Source organism: Variovorax restrictus, assembly GCF_051216715.1.
Lineage (GTDB): Bacteria > Pseudomonadota > Gammaproteobacteria > Burkholderiales > Burkholderiaceae_C > Variovorax.
Genome location: NZ_JBPJZH010000001.1, coordinates 380,102 through 399,216 on the forward strand (window position 1 = coordinate 380,102; position 19,115 = coordinate 399,216).

General features: G+C 69.5%; 19 protein-coding genes. 10 read left to right on the forward strand and 9 right to left on the reverse strand.

Going from position 1 to position 19,115, the window contains the following annotated elements; all coding sequences use genetic code 11:
* Positions 1-53: 53 nt before the first annotated feature.
* The 3 genes from ACSFA0_RS01835 (at position 54) to ACSFA0_RS01845 (ending at position 2,977) form a co-directional block, all read left to right on the forward strand.
* Positions 54-1,145 (forward strand): tartrate dehydrogenase, encoded by a 1,092-nt coding sequence (locus ACSFA0_RS01835; RefSeq protein WP_435448531.1) that lies wholly within the window; start codon positions 54-56, stop codon positions 1,143-1,145.
* A gap of 58 nt (positions 1,146-1,203) precedes the next feature.
* Positions 1,204-2,193, forward strand: coding sequence for a Bug family tripartite tricarboxylate transporter substrate binding protein (locus ACSFA0_RS01840; RefSeq protein WP_435448532.1), 990 nt, complete (start codon positions 1,204-1,206; stop codon positions 2,191-2,193).
* Between the two features lie 133 nt (positions 2,194-2,326).
* Positions 2,327-2,977 (forward strand): TetR/AcrR family transcriptional regulator, encoded by a 651-nt coding sequence (locus ACSFA0_RS01845; RefSeq protein ID WP_435448533.1) that lies wholly within the window; start codon positions 2,327-2,329, stop codon positions 2,975-2,977.
* Position 2,978: 1 nt separating this feature from the next.
* On the opposite strand, the gene ACSFA0_RS01850 is transcribed toward ACSFA0_RS01845, so the two are convergent.
* From ACSFA0_RS01850 to ACSFA0_RS01870, 5 genes are all read right to left on the reverse strand, one after another.
* Positions 2,979-4,217 carry an MFS transporter gene (locus tag ACSFA0_RS01850; protein ID WP_435448534.1) on the reverse strand — a complete coding sequence of 413 codons (1,239 nt, stop codon included), beginning with the start codon at positions 4,215-4,217 and terminating at the stop codon, positions 2,979-2,981.
* Positions 4,218-4,298: 81 nt separating this feature from the next.
* Positions 4,299-5,576, reverse strand: coding sequence for a DUF2254 domain-containing protein (locus tag ACSFA0_RS01855; protein WP_435448535.1), 1,278 nt, complete (start codon positions 5,574-5,576; stop codon positions 4,299-4,301).
* A gap of 79 nt (positions 5,577-5,655) precedes the next feature.
* The gene (locus ACSFA0_RS01860; RefSeq protein ID WP_435448536.1) at positions 5,656-6,627 is read right to left on the reverse strand and encodes a Bug family tripartite tricarboxylate transporter substrate binding protein; all 972 of its coding nucleotides are present in this window, start codon (positions 6,625-6,627) and stop codon (positions 5,656-5,658) included.
* Between the two features lie 32 nt (positions 6,628-6,659).
* Complete coding sequence (locus tag ACSFA0_RS01865) at positions 6,660-7,013, reverse strand: AtuA-related protein (RefSeq protein ID WP_435448537.1); 354 nt, start codon at positions 7,011-7,013, stop codon at positions 6,660-6,662.
* 7 nt (positions 7,014-7,020) lie between these two features.
* Positions 7,021-8,376 carry an acyclic terpene utilization AtuA family protein gene (locus ACSFA0_RS01870; RefSeq protein ID WP_435448538.1) on the reverse strand — a complete coding sequence of 452 codons (1,356 nt, stop codon included), beginning with the start codon at positions 8,374-8,376 and terminating at the stop codon, positions 7,021-7,023.
* Between the two features lie 111 nt (positions 8,377-8,487).
* On the opposite strand from ACSFA0_RS01870, the gene ACSFA0_RS01875 reads away from it, so the two are divergent.
* The gene (locus ACSFA0_RS01875; protein WP_435448539.1) at positions 8,488-9,393 is read left to right on the forward strand and encodes a LysR family transcriptional regulator; all 906 of its coding nucleotides are present in this window, start codon (positions 8,488-8,490) and stop codon (positions 9,391-9,393) included.
* 12 nt (positions 9,394-9,405) lie between these two features.
* On the opposite strand, the gene ACSFA0_RS01880 is transcribed toward ACSFA0_RS01875, so the two are convergent.
* The 4 genes from ACSFA0_RS01880 to ACSFA0_RS01895 form a co-directional block, all read right to left on the reverse strand.
* Positions 9,406-10,467, reverse strand: a complete 1,062-nt coding sequence (locus ACSFA0_RS01880) for a pirin family protein (RefSeq protein WP_435448540.1) — start codon at positions 10,465-10,467, stop codon at positions 9,406-9,408.
* A 116-nt stretch (positions 10,468-10,583) separates the two neighbouring features.
* The gene (locus ACSFA0_RS01885) at positions 10,584-11,384 is read right to left on the reverse strand and encodes an IclR family transcriptional regulator (protein ID WP_435448541.1); all 801 of its coding nucleotides are present in this window, start codon (positions 11,382-11,384) and stop codon (positions 10,584-10,586) included.
* 11 nt (positions 11,385-11,395) lie between these two features.
* Entirely contained in the window at positions 11,396-11,848 is a 453-nt protein-coding gene (locus ACSFA0_RS01890; protein WP_435448542.1) for a MaoC family dehydratase, read from the reverse strand.
* Entirely contained in the window at positions 11,845-13,047 is a 1,203-nt protein-coding gene (locus ACSFA0_RS01895; protein ID WP_435448543.1) for a CaiB/BaiF CoA transferase family protein, read from the reverse strand. The genes ACSFA0_RS01890 and ACSFA0_RS01895 overlap by 4 nt, the downstream gene beginning before the upstream one ends.
* Before the next feature lie 168 nt (positions 13,048-13,215).
* On the opposite strand from ACSFA0_RS01895, the gene ACSFA0_RS01900 reads away from it, so the two are divergent.
* The 6 genes from ACSFA0_RS01900 to ACSFA0_RS01925 are packed head-to-tail and all read left to right on the forward strand — an operon-like array spanning position 13,216 to position 19,094.
* A complete protein-coding gene (locus ACSFA0_RS01900) occupies positions 13,216-14,220 on the forward strand; it encodes a C4-dicarboxylate TRAP transporter substrate-binding protein (protein WP_435448544.1) in 1,005 nt (334 codons plus the stop codon).
* A 4-nt stretch (positions 14,221-14,224) separates the two neighbouring features.
* Positions 14,225-14,737 (forward strand): TRAP transporter small permease, encoded by a 513-nt coding sequence (locus tag ACSFA0_RS01905; protein WP_435448545.1) that lies wholly within the window; start codon positions 14,225-14,227, stop codon positions 14,735-14,737.
* Entirely contained in the window at positions 14,734-16,047 is a 1,314-nt protein-coding gene (locus tag ACSFA0_RS01910) for a TRAP transporter large permease (RefSeq protein ID WP_435448546.1), read from the forward strand. The genes ACSFA0_RS01905 and ACSFA0_RS01910 overlap by 4 nt, the downstream gene beginning before the upstream one ends.
* Before the next feature lie 20 nt (positions 16,048-16,067).
* Positions 16,068-17,192 carry a carbohydrate ABC transporter substrate-binding protein gene (locus ACSFA0_RS01915; protein ID WP_435448547.1) on the forward strand — a complete coding sequence of 375 codons (1,125 nt, stop codon included), beginning with the start codon at positions 16,068-16,070 and terminating at the stop codon, positions 17,190-17,192.
* The gene (locus ACSFA0_RS01920) at positions 17,189-18,331 is read left to right on the forward strand and encodes a CaiB/BaiF CoA transferase family protein (protein ID WP_435448548.1); all 1,143 of its coding nucleotides are present in this window, start codon (positions 17,189-17,191) and stop codon (positions 18,329-18,331) included. Before ACSFA0_RS01915 ends, ACSFA0_RS01920 begins: the two co-directional genes overlap by 4 nt.
* Before the next feature lie 34 nt (positions 18,332-18,365).
* Complete coding sequence (locus tag ACSFA0_RS01925) at positions 18,366-19,094, forward strand: SDR family oxidoreductase (protein ID WP_435448549.1); 729 nt, start codon at positions 18,366-18,368, stop codon at positions 19,092-19,094.
* The last annotated feature ends 21 nt before the right edge of the window (positions 19,095-19,115 follow it).

Below are 19,115 nucleotides of genomic sequence, written 5' to 3' on the forward strand. Positions count from 1 at the left end.
GGGCGATCCTACAGTGCGTCACCCAGACCACCGCCGCATCGAAGGAAGACACCATGAAGACGTATCGCATCGCCACCATTCCCGGAGACGGCATCGGCAAGGAAGTGATCCCCGCCGGCCGGCAGGTGATGGACGCGCTGGCCGCAGCCGACGGCACGCTGCGCTTCGAGTTCGAGGACTTCGGCTGGGGCGGCGACTGGTTCCGCGCACACGGCGAGATGATGCCGGCCAACGGCCTCGATGCGCTGCGCGACAAGGACGCCATCCTCTTCGGCTCGGCCGGCGACCCGCACATCCCCGACCACATCACGCTGTGGGGCCTGCGCCTGAAGATCTGCCAGGGCTTCGACCAGTACGCCAACGTGCGGCCCACGCGCATCCTGCCGGGCATCGACGGCCCGCTCAAGCGCTGCGGCCCTAAGGACCTCGACTGGGTCATCGTGCGCGAGAACTCCGAGGGCGAATACGCCGGCGTCGGCGGCCGCGTGCACCAGGGCCATCCGATCGAGGCCGCGACCGACGTGAGCATGATGACCCGCGCCGGCGTCGAGCGGATCATGCGCTTCGCCTTCAAGCTGGCGCAGTCGCGGCCCCGCAAGCTGCTCACCGTGGTCACCAAGAGCAACGCGCAGCGCCACGCGATGGTGATGTGGGACGAGATCGCGGTGCAGATCTCGAAAGAATTTCCGGAGGTGACCTGGGACAAGGAACTGGTCGACGCCGCGACCGCGCGCATGGTCAACCGCCCGGCCACGCTCGACACCCTCGTCGCCACCAACCTGCACGCGGACATCCTGAGCGACCTGGCCGCCGCGCTGGCGGGCAGCTTGGGCATCGCGCCCACCGGCAACATCGACCCGGAGCGCCGCTACCCGTCGATGTTCGAGCCCATCCACGGCTCGGCCTTCGACATCATGGGTCAGGGGCTGGCCAACCCGGTCGGCACCTTCTGGTCGGTCGTGATGCTGCTCGAACACCTCGGCGAGCACGCCGCCGCAGCGCGTGTGATGCAGGCGGTCGAACACGCCACCGCCAATCGCACGTTGCACACGCGTGACCTGGGCGGCACCGCCACCACCGACGCCGTGACGCGCGCGGTCTGCGAGCACATCGCCGGCGCACGCAGCGAATGCCGCGCCGCCTGAGCGGCCGCGCCGACGCGGCGCGCGCGAAGAGATTCACCACAAAGACGGAGACAACACCATGCGCATTTCCTTCACGCCCCGGCGTCGGTCCCTGGTGCAGGCGGGCCTGCTCGCCCTCGGCCTGTCGTCCACGCTCGCCATGGCGCAGGCCTGGCCGACACGTTCGATCAGCCTGATCGTGCCGTTCCCCGCGGGCGGCACCACCGACGTGCTGGCGCGCGCGCTGGCCGACAAGCTGTCGCAAAGCCTCGGCCAGCCCGTGGTGGTCGAAAGCCGGCCCGGCGCCGGCGCCACGGTGGGGGCCGACTACGTCGCCAAGGCCAAGCCCGATGGCTACACGCTGCTGATGGGCGCGGTGCACCACACCATCGCCACAAGCGTCTACAAGAAGCTGCCGTACGACTTCCAGAAGGACCTCGCGCCGGTGGCCACCGTGGCGATGGTGCCCAACGTGCTGGTGGTGAACGCCGCACTCACGCCCGCACGCAACGTGACCGAGCTGGTGGCCTTCGCCAAGTCGGCAACGGCCAAGCTGGCCTACGGCTCGAACGGCAACGGCACCGCGCAGCACCTGATCGGCACGCAGTTCCAGGCCACCACCGGCGTCGAACTGCTGCACGTGCCCTACAAGGGCAGCGGCCCGCTGACGACCGACCTGCTCGGTGGCCAGGTCGCGATGTCCTTCGACACCATCACGCCGGTGCTGCAGCACATCCAGGCGGGCAAGCTGCGCGCGCTGGCCGTGACGACCGCGAAGCGCTCGTCGGTGCTGCCCGACGTGCCGACGCTGGAAGAAGCCGGGCTCAAGGGCTTCGACATCGGGACCTGGTTCGGCGTGCTCGCCCCGGCCGCGACGCCGAAGGACGTGGTGGCGCGTTTGAACACCGAGATGGTGAAGATCATCCGCTCGCCCGACTTCGCGCAGCGCATGCAGGCCATCGGCGCCGAGCCGCTCGGCGGCACGCCCGATCAGATGGCCAAGCAGATCGCCGACGAAACGACCAAATTCGCGAAGCTGGTGAAGGACGGCAAGGTCGTGATCGACTGATCGCCGCCGCCAGCGAGGGGTCGGCCCGGCATGGCGTCCGGTTCCGTGTGCAGCCGTTCGCACGCGTGGACATGAAGCCGTCTGCGGGACTTGGCAGAGAGAATGGATGCTGCCCCATGAATTCCCTCGCGCCATGAGCCCCGTCCCCGCCCCGCTGCCCGTGCGCAGCACCTACCGCCATGGCGACCTGCGGCGCGCGCTGCTCGAGGCGGGCATCGCGCTGGCCCGCAGCGGCGGCCCCGAGGCGGTGGTGCTGCGCGAGGTCACGCGCCAGGCGGGCGTGGTGCCCAACGCGGCGTACCGGCACTTCGGCAGCCGGCAGGAGCTGCTGAAGGCGGTGCGCGCGGCGGCGCTGTCGGCGTCGGCCACGGCCATGGAGGCCGAGCTGGCCGCCGTCCCGCCCGGCTTGCCACCGGCCGATGCGGCCCGTGCGGCGCTGCGCGCCATCGGCACCGGCTACCTGCGTTTCGCCCAGGCGGAGAACGGGTTGTTCCGCACGGCCTATGCGGCGTCGGATGACCTGGCCGGCCCCGGTGACCCGGCGCGCGCCGGGCCGAGCGGCAAGAACCCGTTCCAGCTGCTCGGCGAGGCGCTCGACCAGATGGTCGCGGCCGGCGTGATGCCGGCGGCGCGGCGCCCCGGTGCGGAGTTTCTGGCGTGGTCGGCGGTGCATGGGCTGGCGGCGCTGGTGCTCGACGGGCCGCTCGGCCCGGTGGTCGGTCCGCAGATGGAGCAGGTCGGCCAGCGGCTGCTCGACATGGTCGAGCAGGGCCTGTCCGCCTGATTCAGGCGCTGCGCGAAGCGGTCTCGTCGGTCGGCTTCGGCAGGTACACGAAGGCGCCCGCACCCGCCAGCAGCAACGCGGCGATGGTCAGCAGCACGCTCATGAAGGGGTCGGCGCCATGGGCCGATGCCGCCGACGCGACCGCGCCGGTGAACCACTGCATCACCGCCACGCCGAGGAACATCGCCATCGTGAAGACCGCCATCGCGCGGCCGGTCATTGCCGAAGGGTAGGCCGCCTTCACGTCGGCGTACTGCAGCACGATGTAGCCCGAGAGCACGCCGACGGCGATCAGGCCCGCCACGTCGAGCGCCGCGCCGGGGTCGAAGGCCATCACGCCGAAGACGGCAGCCACCGTGAGCGTGAAGCCGACGATCCAGCGTCGCCGCGACGCGCCGGGGTCGAAGCGGCCGAACAGCACCGGCCCGAACATGCCGACCACCGACACCGCGATCGCCACGTTGCCGCTCTGCACCAGCGAGAAGCCGTGCCGCTCGATCAGCAGCGGCCCGAGCCACAGCCCGCGCAGCGAGATGAAGGACGCGTAGGTCACCCACGCCAGCGCCAGGATGCCCCGCGTGTGCGGCAGCGCGAACAGCGCACCGTAGCTGCGCAGCGCGCCGAGGACCGACGGGCGCTGCGACGTGGGCACGGCTACTGGTGCAGGCGGCTCTCGCACCAGCCACAGGATCAGCCACCACGACAGCACCGAGACGCCGCCCAGCGCCCAGAAGCCGGTGCGCCAGGAGGTCGCCTCCACCAGCCACGCGAGCGGCGTGCCGGTCAGCAGCATGCCGAGCGAGCCGACGCCCAGCGTCAGGCCCGACACCGCCGCGAAGCGCTCGGCCGGGAACTGCCGTGCGATGAACACCGTGCACACCAGGAAGGCCGGCGCGCAGCCCACGCCGATCAGCACCTGCCCCGCCACCAGCACCGGGAAGTTCGGTGCCAGCGCCGACACCGCCGCGCCGACGATCGCCAGCGGGAACGCTGCCAGCACCGTTCGGCGCACGCCCTGCAGGTCGATGCCGATGCCCATCAGCAGTTGCAGCGCACCGAAGGCGAAGTGGAAGGCCCCGGCGAACACGCCCAGGGCCTGGGCCGACAGGCCGAATTCGGTCTGCAGCGGCGTGGCCAGGATGGCGGCGACGGTGCGGAAGGCCTGGCTGAGTGCGAAGGCGGTGGTCAGTGCGAGCAGCATCAGCCAGGGCGAGCTGGCGGTGCGGGGGACATGTCTCATCTTTTTTGACGGCCGAGCGTCGAAACCGCGCGGCGCGTGCGTGTGCAACGCCTGCGAGCATGCCCGCAATTCCGGGGCACGTCAGCGCCTGGGCGACTCCGTGTGCGCAGCGGCCGCGCGACCCGCTGCGCACAGGGCGTCCAGGTCGGGGCCGCACAGCCCCGCATGGTCGGCCCGGACCAGCGCGTAGTGGGCCAGCCGCTTCGCTTCGGCGTCGAAGGGCGGGTGCGAGAAGCGCATCACGGAGCCCAGCGCGCGCTGCAAGGCGACACCGACTTCGACCGACGCCGCGCCGTAGCGTGCAACCGGCGTGAACAGGTCGTCGACCATGCCTGCTTCGCGCACGGGCGGCACGCTCACGCGATCGAAGACGACCTCGGGCGCCGTGTCGTCGCGCTGTCGGCACCCGCTCGCCCAGTGGTGCAGCGTCTTCACGCCGGCCGCCAGCACGTCGAGCGCGCTGCCGGGGTCGTTGACCGATGGCGACAGCGCACGCGACGCGATCTCGCCCATCACCACCAGGCCGAAGCGGGGGTCGTGGTCGAAGGTGCGGGTGGCGCCGATCAGCACGGCGTCGCTGATGGCCTTGCGGGACGCGTCGTCCAATGGGCCGTCCGTGCTCGCGATGCGCGTCGCGGGCTCGACGAAGGCGCCGGGCAGCACATGCAGATGGACGACGGCGCCCAGCGTCTCCGCGCGTGCCTGCAGCAGGTCGAGAGACACATGCTGGACGAAACCGGTGGTCGGCGCTTCGACGACATGCGTGCCGCGCTCGTCGGGCTGCTGTGGCCGTCCGCCCAGGTACGGCTTCTGCAGGCGCTGGTCCATCGCCTCGATCGTCGCCGCTTCAACGCGCCGGATGGTCTCGCCGAGCCGGCCCATCACCGAGAGGTAGTCGATCCAACGCAGCAGCACGACGACCACCAGCAGCAGGATGACCAGCGTGAAGCCGAAGAGCACCAGCCGACCGCCGTCGCCGTAGACATGGGCATGCAGCCCGACCAGCGCGATCACGCTGTACAGGAAGGCGCCGATGAAGACCGCCAGCGTGTTCTGGATGGTGCTGTCTTCGATCAGCAGCTGCGATGCACGCGGCGTCGCGCTGTTGGCCACGGCCGCGAACGACGCGACCATGGTGCTGGCCGAGAAGATCGCGACCGTCAGCATGCTGGACGCGAGGATGTTGAGCAGGCTGCCGATCGAGTCGGACCCGAGCTTCAGCGCGATGTCCTGCGGGATGAGCGGGCCGAGCAGCGTCGACGACAGCACCGCCAGCAAGGCGAAGAGCGAGAACAGCGCGCAGCGCACCCACGACCGGCGCCAGACGCGTTGCAGGAGGAAGCGCAGCTTTTCGGACATCGCGCGAGTGTCGGGGGGCGCCCGGGGGAATCGCGCGCGCGGGAATCGCCGCAGCGCGTAGGCGCCCGGCGCGCCGCGGCTAGTCGAGCTTCACGCCGGTGGTCTTCACGACGTCGCGCCACTTGGCGACGTCGGCCTGAATGAGCTTGGCGAAGGCATCGGGCGTGTTGGCCACCGGCTGCGCGCCGAGATCGAGCATCTGCTTGTTGACGTCGGGCTGCTTCACCGCCTCCGCCAGCGCCTGCTGGATCGTGGCGAGCACGCCCGGCGGCGTGCCGGCCGGCGCCAGCAGGCCGAACCAGCCCGACACCTCGTACCCCGGCAGGCCGCTCTCGGCCACGGTCGGGATGTCCGGGGCGCCCGGCCAGCGCTGCGGCGTCGTCACCGCGATGGCGCGCACCTTGCCGCTGCGCACGAAATTGATGGTCGAGGGCAGGTTGTCGAAGCCGATCTGCACCTGCCCGCCCATCAGGTCGGTGAGCATGGGCGCGGCGCCCTTGTACGGCACGTGGACCATGTCGACGCCGGCCATCATCTTCAGCAGCTCGGCGCTCATGTGCGGCGAACCGCCCAGGCTGGTCGAGCCGTAGTTGAGCTTGCCGGGCTGCGCCTTGGCGAGCGCCAGCAGTTCCTGCAGGTTCTTCGCCGGCACGCTCGGGTGCACCGCGATGATGTTGGGGGTGCTCGCCACGATGGTCACCGGCGCGAAGTCCTTCACCGCGTCGTAGGGCAGGTTCTTGTAGACCGCCGAGTTGATGCCGTGCGTGCTGGCCGTGCCCATCAGCAGCGTGTAGCCGTCGGCCGGCGCGCGCGCCACCTCGACCGAGCCGATCGCGCCGTTGGCGCCGGCCTTGTTCTCCACCACGAAGGGCTGCTTGAGGCGCTCGCTGAGCTGCTGCGCGGCCACGCGCGCGATGATGTCGGTGGTGCCGCCGGCCGGGTACGGCACGATGACCCGCACCGGCTTGTTGGGATAGCCCTGCGCCTGTGCGGCGCCGACCGCCGCGACCGAGAGCACCGTGGCTGCGAGCCAGCGAAACGTCGTCTTCATTTTTGTCTCCGTCTTCTTGTGATGAAAAATGATCAGAGCAGATGGCGCCCGTGCAGCTTGTCCGCCAGGGCGTCGGGCACCTCGATCTCGAAGCCCAGCACCGCCGCCGACAGCGCCTTGCCGTAGTTGTCCAGGCACAGGCTGCGCGACACGCCGCCGCCCAGCGCGCCGTGGCAGACGAAGTTCATCGCGTCGATGTTGCGTGCCTCGTAGCGCAGCACCTCGCCGGTGATCGCGCCGCGGTAGAAGGCCTTGAAGCGCTCGGCCGTGAGCTGGTCGCGCAGCAGGTCGTAGAACTCGGGTTCGTAGGCGAAGACCGAGATGTTCGAGGTGTTGCCCTTGTCACCCGAGCGGGCGTGGGCCACGTGTTGAAGAAGTACTTTCATCGGTGCCTCAGCTTTCGAAATACTGGATGGACGCCGGCACCTGCTCGCGCGGCACCAGCGACGACCACACGCCGATCACCTCGCGCGTGCGCTCCTGGTGCGGCACGCGCTTGCCGGTGTGGGCGATGCCCGAGACGGCCATGCCGTCGACCTCGCGGCCGACCTTCGCGGCCTCTTCACGCGTCTTGGTGCGGGCCGCCACGCGCACGGCGATCTCGTAGGGTTCGGGCGCGTCGGTAGGGGTCGCGTCGCCGTGGATCGCGTTGATGCCGAGGAAGTCGACACGCATGTCTTCGGCCTGGAGCTTCACGATCTTGAAGCGCTCTTCCAGCACCTTCTTCGCGAGCTGCGCACGGCGCAACGCGCCGGGGCCGGCGTAGAAGAACATGTCCTCGCCGATGAAGCCCTCGGTGCAGCCGATCGACACCTTGAGCGTGGGCGTGCGCGGCTTGCCCGACAGGCCGGTGACGCGCACGCGGTCGGGGCCGACCTGCTCGAGCTTCGCGGTGGTGAAGTCGACCACCACGTCGGGCGTGATGTAGTTGGCCGGGTCGTGCACCTCGTAGAGCATCTGCTCCTTCACCGTCTGCAGCGTCACGGCGCCGCCGCTGCCGCTCACCTTGGTGATCACGACGTCGCCGTTGGCCTCGACCTCGGCGATCGGGAAGGCGAAGTTCCAGGGCTCGGGCACGTCCTTGAAGCCAGGGTCGGAGAAGTAGCCGCCCGTCACCTGCGCGCCGCATTCCAGCAGATGGCCGATGCCGTTGCCGGCGCCGACGCGGGCATGGTCGAGCGGGTCCCAGCCGAACTCGTACATCATCGGCGCCATGAAGATCGACGGGTCGGCCACGCGGCCGGTTACGACGATCTGCGCGCCGGCCTTGAGCGCCTCGACGATCGGCTCGGCGCCGAGGTAGGCCTCGGCGGAGATGAGCGTGGGTTTGAGCGTGTGCGTGGGCTGGCCGTTCTCCAGGATGGTGTCGGTGAGCTCGAGCACGCGGTCGGTGATCAGGCTGCCGCCGACGGCCGCCACCTTCACGCCGGTGACGCCGATCTCCTGCAGCAGCTCGACGATGCGCTTGGCAGCGGCGGTCGGGTTGATCCAGCCCTGGTTCGACACGATGCGCGTGCCGTTGCGCATGCAGGCGGGCAACACGGCCCGCATGCGGTCGTCGAGGTAGGTGTCGTAGCCGGGGAAGCTCGGGTCGCGCCGGGCCCGCACCTGGGCGGCCGACACGGTGGCTTCGGCCATGGTCTCGAAGCAGAGGTAGTCGAGTTCGCCGCGCTCGGCGTTCAGGGCGGCGGGCTCGACGCGGTCGCCCCACCACGCTGCGCCGGAACCGATCCGGAGGGTCTTGCTCATGTGGTCTTGTCTCCTGTGTGAGCGGACCATTCTGTACAGTGCCCCGGAGCGAGACAACGCACGCCGCAGCACACCGCCTGTGACGCGGCGGCACAGTACAAAGAAACCCGCATGGACAAATTCGGCGAGATGACGGTCTTCCTTCGCGTGGTGGAAGAGGGCAGTTTTTCAGGGGCCGGCCGGCGGCTGCTGCTGTCGCCATCGGCCGTCAGCAAGCTGATCGCGCGGCTCGAGGCGCGGCTCAACGTGCGGCTGTTCGAGCGCATCGCCGGGTCGATCCGGCTGACCGAGGAGGGCGCGAAGTTCCAGCGCGCGAGCCAGCGCGTGGTCGACGCCATGGACGAGGCGGAGAACATCGCCAACGCGGCGGAGTCGGAAGTCTCGGGCACGCTGCACATCCACACGCCGCTGACCACCGCCAAGTATTTGCTCGCGCCGCTGTTGCCCGCGCTCATGGCTCGGCACCCCGCGCTGCGGCTCGAATTCATCATCGGCACCGAGCGCGGCGACTTCGTGAAGCAGGGCATCGACGTGGCCATCCACAGCGGCCGGCCCACCGAGCTCTCGCTGATCGGCAAGCCGCTGATGCCGCGGCCCTGGGTCATCGCGGCAGCGCCGTCCTATCTGCAGCAGCACGGCACGCCGCAGACACCGGACGACCTGCTGCGCCATCGCTGCCTGAACTTCACCATCCGCACGCAGTGGAATGCGTGGACCTTTCGCGAGAGCGATGGCGCGCTCAAGACCATCGACATCCCGAAGCACATCGGCGCCAACCAGGGCGAACTGCTGCGCACGCTGGCGATCGTCGGCCTGGGCGTGGTGCGGCTGGCGGAATTCAACATCGCCGCGGACCTGAAGAGCGGCGCGCTCGTGCCGCTGCTCGCCGACTACCGCGAGACGACCGACGACATGTTGTACGTGCTGTATCCGCGCGGCCGGGTGCTCGCACCGCGCGTGCGCGCGTTCCTGCAATTCCTGGACGAGCACTTCCCGGTGTCGGGCCGCCCGGGCTGAACCGGGCGCCGTTCAGTCGCTCGGCGACGTCACAGGCCGCTCCTCGCGCCCGTCCGGATGCCGCGCGAAGCGGGCCGGGTCGGTGCCGTGCACCGGCGCCTCGTCGGCCCACGGCCAGCCGCCGAACTGGGTGCGGCGGTAGTCGGCCATGGCCTGCTCGATCTCGGCTCGCGTGTTCATCACGAACGGGCCGTACTGCGCCACCGGTTCGGCGATCGGCTGGCCCTGCAGCACCAGGAACTCGCTGACCATGCCATCGCCGTTGACCAACTCGACCGCCTGGTCGGCGCGCAGTTCGATGGCGGCGTGGCTTGTCACGTCGCGACCGCCCACGGTCACTGAGGCGCCCTTGAAGAAGTAGAGGCTGCGCCGCGTGCCCCGGCCCGTGGCGGCGGGCAGCGTCCAGCGGGCGCCGGGGGCCATGCGGATGGTCCAGATGGCGACGTCGGCGTCGTCCTGGGCCGCCCACGAATCGGGTGGCGGCGCGAGCGGTCCGCCGGCCGCGCCAGGGGCGGCGTCGACGGGGCCGATGCGGCCGGCCACGCAGGCCACGTCGGTGCTGCGGCCCGCGTCATCGGTGGCGGTGAAGCGCGGGATGTCTTCGGCCCAGAACATGGTGAAGTGCGGCGCCACCATCTTGTGGCGCGCCGGCAGGTTGAGCCAGATCTGGAACAGCTCCAGCGGGTTCGGCGCGGTCGCGTCGAGCAGCGGGAACATCTCCGAATGCACGATGCCCGCCCCGGCAGTCACCCACTGCACGTCGCCGCCGCCGAAGCGCGCCGCCGCGCCGAGCGAATCGGCGTGGTCGACGAGGCCCTTGCGCACGATGGTCACGGTCTCGAAGCCGCGGTGCGGATGGCCGGGGAAGCCGGGGATCTCTTCGCCGTGGTACATGCTCCAGCCGTCCTTGCGGCTGAAGTCCTGGCCGATGGCGCGGCCTTCGAGCGACACCGCCGGGCCCATCGCGCCGTTGCCGGCCGGGTAAGCGTCGTCGTGGTACGCGCAGAACAGGAACGGGTCGATGGTCTCCCACGGAAAGCCGAGGGGCTTGATCTGGACGATGGGGTCGGTCATGGGGGTCTTCCTTGTTGGCGCCGGCTGCGATGGCGAGCGGCGATCCACCGAATATGGGGCCGGTCGGGTCGGCCGAAAGGCCGGTGCGGAGGACAAGCTGTCCCGCGGGCGGAACGCTAGACGATGCCCGCGATGCGGCCGATGTCCTCGGCACATTTCTGCAGCCGGGGCAGGAGCTCGAACAGGTCGTCGTGTGCCGTGTGCGTACCGCGCAGCGACGCGATGGTGAGCACGGCGCGGGTGCGGCCGTGCGCACGCCCCACCGGCACGCTCAGGTCACGCCCGCCGACGAAGCGCGCGTTCTCGGCGTAGCCCCAGCCGTCGGCGGCCATCTTCGCCAGCATCGCCAGGTAGGCGGTGCGCTCCTCGGCGCTCTTGCGAAGGAACTCCGCGCGGCGCGACAGCAGGTCGTCCCGCTCGGCGTCGGGGGAATTGGCGAGCAGCACCTGGCCGGACAGCGTGTCGACCGCCGAATGCAGCGAGCCGGCCTCCACCGACAGGCGGATGGACGTGGGCGCATCGACCTGCGTGAGCACCAGCACCTGGTCGCGGTGCAGCACGCTCAGGTGGCAGGACTCGCGGATGTGGTCGACCAGCTCGCGCATCGGCGCGGTGGCCGCGCGCAGCAACTGCTCGTGTGGCGAATGGGTGCGGCTCAGCTCGAAGAGCTTCAGGGTGAGCACGTAGCCGCCATTCTCTTCGCGCCGCAGGTAGCCGCGGGCCTCGAGCGCGCTCAGCATGCGGAACAACTCGCTCGGTTCGCGGCCCAGCGCGCGCGCGAGCTGCGCCTGCGTCATGGGCACCGCCTGCGCCGACAGCAGCTCGAGCACGTCGAGCGCCTTCTCGACCGCCGGCACCGAATACTTCGGGCGTCGGTCGGCCTCGGTGTCGTCGGGCTCGGCGGCGGTGGTCTTCATGCGGCGGCAGTTTAGCCCTGCGTGGTGCGCCGCTCGACGATGTGCAGGTGTTCGCACACGAGCACCGTTTCCTGACGCTGGTTGGTCACGGTCACGGTCTCGACGACGATGCCGTGGCCGGCGCGCTTGGGGTGGTCGCGCTTGTCGCTGACCTCGACCTTCGAGTAGACCGTGTCGCCGATGAACACCGGCTTGACGAAGCGCAGGCGGTCGTAGCCGTAGGACATGGCGCGCGGGTTGATCACCGTCGCGGTCAGGCCGATGCCTACGCTGAAGATCAGCGTGCCGTGCGCGATGCGCTGGCCGAAGTCCTGCGTGGCGCACCAGGCCGCGTCCATGTGGTGCGGAAAGAAGTCGCCGGTCTGCCCGGCGTGCAGCACGATGTCGGCCTCGGTGATGGTGCGGCCGGTGGTCGTGCGCACAGTGCCGGGCACATAGTCTTCGAAGAATTGTTCGTGGGTCATGGGTTTGCCGTGGAAGCGGGGGTCGTGGCCGGAAGGCCGAGTTCGCGGGCGATGGCCTCGGTGTCGGCACCCAGGCGCGGCGCGCCCTGGTCGCTGTACAGCCGGCGCCCATCGATGCGGATCGGGCAGCGCGTCGTCTGCATCGTCGCGCCGGTCGCGCTGCGAATGGTCTGCGTCATGCCCAGCGCGGCGAAGGCCGGGTGCGCGGCGAGCTGCGGCCAGCCCAGCACGTCGGCGCACCACACGCCGGCCGGCTCCAGGATGGCGAGCCAGTGCGCGCTGTCCTGCGCCAGCAGGTCGTGCTGCAGCTGGCGCTTGAGCGTGTCGCGGTTTCGGAACCAGCTGCCGCGGTCGGCGGCCAGCGCGGCCAGCGCGTCGCTACCGATGTGCTGCGCGAGCGCGTCCATCGGCGTCATTGCGATGGCCATGAAGCCGTCGCGCGTGCGGTAGATGCCGTACGGGGCGGCGCCATGCACGCTGGCGTGGTTCTCGGCGGTGCGCGCGGGCTGGGTGCCGTCGCCGTTGAGGAAGGCGGTGAAGGGCTCGAACTGCAGGTCGAGCGCAGATTCGAGCAGGCTCACGTCGACGCGCCCTCCGCGCCCGGTCACACCGCGCCGCAGCAGCGCCGCGAGGATGCCCTGCACCAGGTGCGCGCCGGTGATCACATCGATCATCGAGACGCCGGCGGGCACCGGTGGACCGCTGCCGTCGAGCCCCGCGTCGCCGGTGAGCCAGGCCATGCCCGAGAGCGATTGCACCAGCAGGTCCTGCCCCGGCTTGTCGCGCCACGGTCCTTTTTCCCCGTAGCCCGTGACCGCCGCGTAGACGATGCGCGGGTTGAGCGCCAGCACGCTGGCCGCGTCCAGGCCGATGCGCTCCATCACGCCCGGGCGGAAGTTGTGAATCATCACGTCGGCGCGCTCGATCAGCCCCCTGACGCGCGCCAGGTCGGCCGGCGCCTTGAGGTCGGCCGCGAAGCTGCGCTTGCGGCGGTTGATGGTGTGGAAGAGCGCGCTGTCGCCCTCGAAGGTCTGGTCGGCCAGTACGAGCCCGCGGCACAGGTCGCCGCCATCGGGCCGCTCGACCTTGATGACGTCGGCGCCCAGGTCGGCCAGCCGCAGCGCGCACGAGGGGCCGGCCAGGAACTGGCTGAAGTCCAGCACGCGAAGGCCGTCCAGAGGCAGCGGATCCGAAGACATTGATTCAAGCATGAGAAAACCGAGTGTTCATATGGGAACAGACGACGCGCCTTTCCCCGGAAAACCCTAATCGACAAGGCGATTAGCTGCCGTCATCATTTCATATATGAACTAGCAGTTCATATAGGAATTACACCAATGCGCCCCGAGCGCTTCCAGGAGACATCCATGACTTCGCGCCGCACCGTCGTATCGACCCTGTCCACCCTCGCCGCCGGTCTGGCGCTGGCGCTCGGCGCCGTGGCCCCGGCCGCTGCGCAGAGCTACACCCTGCGCTTTTCCACGTCGCAGGTGAACCCCAGCGAACCGGTCGTGAAGGTGATGCATTCCTTCGCCGATCGCGTCAAGGAGCGCTCCGGCGGGCGCCTGACGCTGAACATCTTCACGGGCGACCAGCTCGGCCCGCAGAAGAAGGTCAACGAGATGATCAAGGGCGGCGCCCGCGTGCTGAGCGTCACCGACTACGGGCAGCTGAGCCAGTTCGTGCCTGACCTCGGCATCCTGGCGGGCCCCTACCTCTACGGCAGCCAGGACGAAGCGAAGAAGCTCTTCGCGTCCGACGTCTTCAAGGAGATGTCGGGGCGCCTCGAGCAGCAGGGCATGAAGCTGATCGTGGCCGACGGCCTGTTCGGCGTGCGTCACGTGCTGGGCAGCAAGCCGGTGCGCACGCCCGCCGACATGGCGGGCATGACGCTGCGCGTGCCACCGTCGCCGATCATGCTGGAGACCTTCACCGCCTTGGGTGCACGGCCCACCGCGCTGCCCTGGGGCGAGGTCTACAACGCACTGCAGACCAACGTGGTCGATGCCGCGGAAGCCAACTATGGCTCGCTGGTCGGCTCCAAGCTGTACGAGGTGCGCAAGGTGCTGTCGACCACGGCGCACCAGACGATGTACGTCGCGATGGTCACCAGCACCGATTTCTTCAAGAGCCTGCCGCCCGACCTGCAGGCCGTGCTGCTCGACGAAGGAAAGAAGGCCGGCGCCGAGCTCACGCAACTCACGCTGGCCTCCGACGCCGCCTACGCCGACGAAATGAAGAAGGCCGGCGTGCAGATCGTGACGGACGTCGACAACAAGGCCTTCGCCGAGAAGGCCAAGGTCGCGTACGCCAAGGTGCCGGGGCTCACGCCGGGCATGTATGACAAGGTCCGCGCTGCCATGACGCGCTGAACCCATGAGTGAATCGACACCTGTCTCGCCCGGCCCGCTGCTGAGCCTGCGGCGCGCGGACGAGGCCATCGGCGTGGCCTGCGTGCTGGCCATCGTGCTCTCCATCACCTGGGGCGTGGTCACGCGCTACCTCTTTCCGCAGCCGGCGGCATGGACCTTCGAGGTCGCGGTCATCGCGTTCGGCTGGATGGTCTTCTTCGGCGGCGCCGCCTGCATCCGTTGGCGCATGCACGCCGACGTGGACGCGCTGGTGGCAATGTTCCCGCCGGCCGTGCGGCGCGGCATCTTCATCTTCAACTGGTGGCTGCTGGCCGCGCTGTTCGTCACGCTGACGGCGATGTTCGTCTGGCAGGCGGTCATCGCGCATTCGATCCGCGTGGTCGTCATCGACATCCCGCGCTCGGTGGTCTACGGGCCGATGGCCTTCGCCTCGCTGCTCATGCTGGTGCAGCACCTCCTGCTCAAGCCGTGGGCCACCGGCTGGACATGGCAGCCGTCGTCGGAGATGTCCCTGTGAGTGCGTTCCACCTCTGGCTGCCCGCCGTCCTGATGCTGGTGCTGCTGGCCCTGCAGACGCCGATTACCTGGGCGATGGCCATCGCCGCGCTCGGCTTCTTCGTGCTCAACATCAACGAGATGCCGTTGGCCAACTTCTCGCAGCAGATGGCCGAAGGCACCGAGTCGGTGTCGCTGCTGGCGCTGCCCCTCTTCGTGCTGGCCGGCTGCATCATGAATGCGTCGGGCATCACGCGGCGGCTGCTGAACCTCGCCGAAGTGCTCGTCGGCCACATGACCGGCGCGCTGGCGCAGATGTGCACCGTGCTCGCCACGCTGCTCGGCGGCCTCACGGCCTCGGCCAACGCCGACGCCGCGATGCTGGCCAAGACCATCGGCACGCAGATGGTCGCGCGCGGCTACAGCCCGGCCTTCGCCGCGGTGATCACCTCGTCGGCGGCGATCATCACCGCGCTGATCCCGCCGTCGATCGGGCTCATCATCTACGGCTTCCTGGCCGAGGCCTCGATCGGTCGGCTGTTCGCGGCGGGCATCGTGCCGGGCCTGTTGCTGGCGGTGGCGCTGATGTTCACCACGCATGTGCTTGCCATCAAGCGCAAGTACAAGCCGCAGCGCGCGACACGTGCGACCGGGCGCGAATTCCGGCTGGCGCTGGTCGACGGCCTGTGGGCGCTGTCGATTCCGCTGGTGATCATCCTGGGGACCCGCTACGGCATCTTCACGACCACCGAGTCGGGCGCCATCGTGGTCATCTACGTGCTGCTGGTCGCGATCTTCGGTTACCGCGAAATGAAGTTCCGCCAGCTGCCCGAAGTGCTCGCCGAGTCGGTGCGCGACTCGGCCAGCGTGATGATGATGATCTGCGCCGCCTCGGCCTTCGGCTTCTACCTCTCGTGGGAGCAGGTGCCGCAGGCGATGTCGGGCTGGCTCGCCGGCACCACCCAGGACCCGATCCTGCTGCTGCTGCTGATCAACCTCGTGCTGATCGTGCTGGGCACGGCCATCGAAGGCTCGGCCGCGCTGATCATCCTCACGCCGATGCTGCTGCCGCTGATTGCGGGCGCGCACATCGACAAGGTGCACTTCGGCATCGTGCTCATCACCAACCTCACCATCGCCGGCATCACGCCGCCGGTCGGCGGGCTGATGTACATCTCGTCGCAGACGCTCAAGGTGAGGATGGGCGACTACGCGCGCGAGGTGGTGCCCTACCTCGCCGTGATGATGGTGCTGCTCGTCATCCTGTCGGTCTTTCCGCAGCTCTCGCTGTGGCTGCCCAACCTGCTCTACGGCACCGGCGCCGTCCAGTAGCGCCACATCCCGCACACCGCATGACAACCATCACCCTCAAGGGCATGACGTGGGACCACCCGCGCGGCTACGAACCCCTGGCCGCATGCTCGGCGCTCTGGAAGGCGCGCACCGGCGTCGACATCACCTGGGACCGCCGTTCGCTGCAGGACTTCGAGTCCTTCCCGGTCGACGAACTCGCGCGCCAGTACGACCTGATCGTCATCGACCATCCGCACGTCGGCCAGGTCACGCGCGAGGACTGCCTGCTGCCCTTCGATGAAGCGCGGCTCGCATCGATCGCGAAAGGCACGGTCGGCCGCTCGTATCCGAGTTATCACTGGCAAGGCAAGCAGTGGGCCCTGCCCATCGATGCGGCCACGCAGGTGCTGGCGTGGCGCCCCGACCGTCTGGCCGCGGCGCCGAAGGACTGGACGGCGGTGCTCGAGCTCGCCCGCGCCGGCCGCGTCGCGCTGCCGCTGCGCCCGCCCCATTCGCTCATGTGCCTCTACACGCTGTGCGCGCAACGCGGCGCGCCGGGTCGTGTCGACGGGCCGGAGCTGTTCGATGTCGAGGTGGCGAGCGCGGTCTGCGAGGACCTGCGCGCAGTGATGAAAGTCATCGACCCGCGCTGCCTGGCGATGGACCCGATCGCCGTGTTCGAGGCCATGGCGCTGCCCGATGCGCGCATCGACTGCGTGCCGCTCATCTACGGCTACGTGAACTACGCGTGGCAGGGCTTCCGGCCGGTGCGCCTGGGCTTCGCGGACATACCAGATGTCGAGGGCCACGGCCCGGTAGGCTCGGCGCTCGGCGGCACCGGCATTGCGGTGTCGGCACGCACCGTGCACCCGACGGAGGCGGTCGATTTCGCCGTGTGGGTGGCCGATGCGGAAGCGCAGCGCGGGCCGTTCGCGTCGGCGGGCGGCCAGCCCGGACACGCAGCGGCGTGGGAAGACGATGCCGTCAACCAGACCGCCGGCAATTTCTACCGCGCCACGCGCGCCACGCTCGACGGCGCGTGGGTGCGGCCGCGCCACGATGGCTACATGCCCTTCCAGCATGCGGCCTCGCAACGCCTCAACACCGGCCTGCTGGGCAGCGAACCGGCACGCGACACCGTGCGCGCGCTCAACGCGCTGTTCCGCGAGAGCTTCGCGGCATGACGGCACCGCTCGACGGCCTGCTGGTCCTCGACCTCGCGCAATTCCTGTCGGGGCCGTCGGCGGCGCTGCGGCTGGGTGACCTGGGCGCGCGCGTCATCAAGGTCGAGCGGCCGGGCAGCGGCGACATCTGCCGCACGCTGTACCTCACCGACACCGATGTGGGTGGCGATTCGACGCTGTTCCACGCGATCAATCGCAACAAGGAAAGCCTCGCGATCGACCTGAAGCATCCCGACGACCTTGCGGCGCTCAAGCGGCTGATCGCACGGGCCGATGTGCTGATCCAGAACTTCCGGCCCGGGGTCATCGAGCGGCTGGGCCTGGGCTACGAGGAGGCGAGGGCGATCAACCCGCGGCTCGTCTACGCGGGGGTATCGGGCTATGGCGAGAGCGGCCCGTGGGCCGACATGCCGGGGCAGGATCTGCTGGCGCAGTCGCTCTCGGGCGTGACCTGGCTCAACGGCCACGAGGGCGACGGGCCGGTCCCGCTGGGCCTGTCGATCGCCGACATGCTTGCCGGCCACGTGCTCACCGAAGGCATCCTCGCAGCGCTGGTGCGGCGCGGCATCAGCGGCGAAGGCGCGCATGTGCAGACCAGCCTGCTCGAAGCGCTGGTGGACCTGCAGTTCGAACTGCTCACCACGCACCTCAACGACGGCAACCGGCTGCCCGCGCGTGCGGGCTTTCGCAACGCGAACGCCTACCTCGCCGCGCCCTACGGCATCTACCCGACGCGCGACGGCTATCTCGCGCTCGCGATGATGCCGCTCGCGCAGCTCGCCGCCACCTTGCCGCTGCCGTCCATCGGCGCCTTCACGGCGCAGGAAGCCTTCACGCAGCGCGACGAAATCAAGCGCCTGATCGCCGCTGCACTGTCGCAGCACGACACCGCCCACTGGCTCGAACGCCTGCGGCCGGCCGACGTCTGGTGTGCCGAGGTGCTCGACTGGCCGCGCCTGCTGCAGAGCCAGGCCTTCGGCCTGCTCGACATGCTGCAGACCGTGCAACGCGGCGACGGCACGCCCGTGCGCACCACGCGCGGGCCGGTGCGCATCGACGGCGCGCGCGCACGGAGCGCGCGGGGCGCACCGCGCGTCGGCGAGCACTCCGCACCGATCCGCGCCGAGTTCGGTCTCTGATCTCCTCTTCTCCACTTCCTGCAACCAGCACACCATGAGCCTCGAAGGCAAGACCGTTCTCATCACTGCCGCGGCGCAAGGCATCGGCCGCGCCAGCGTCGAAGCTTTCTCCCGCGCCGGCGCCACCGTGTGGGCCACCGACATCAACGACACCGCGCTGGCCGAACTCGCTGCCTTGCCGGGCGTGCGAACACGCAAGCTCGACGTCCTGCAGGACGCCGCCGTGCAGGCGCTGGTCGCCGAGATCGGCGCAGTCGACGTGCTCTTCAATTGCGCGGGCGTGGTCCATGCGGGCAACATCCTGGAGGCGACCGACAAGGACCTCGACTTTGCATACGACCTGAATGTGAAGGCGATGGTGCGAACGCTGCGCGCGGTGCTGCCGGGCATGCTCGAGCGCAAGGACGGCGCCATCATCAACATGGCGTCGGTCGCCAGCAGCGTCAAGGGCGTGCCCAACCGCTTCGCCTACGGCATGACGAAGGCGGCGGTGATCGGGTTGACGAAGTCGGTCGCCGCCGACTTCGTGGCGCAAGGCATCCGGTGCAACGCCATCTGTCCGGGCACGGTCGACTCCCCGTCCTTGCACGATCGACTCCGGGCACAGGGCGACTACGAAACGGCACGCAAGGCCTTCGTTTCGCGCCAGCCGATCGGCCGCATCGGTCAGCCTGAGGAAATTGCCGATCTGGTGCTCTATCTGGCTCAGGCCAGGTACACGACCGGTCAGACCCACGTGATCGACGGCGGCTGGGCGATCTGACGCGGTGGCGGCTTCGGTGCC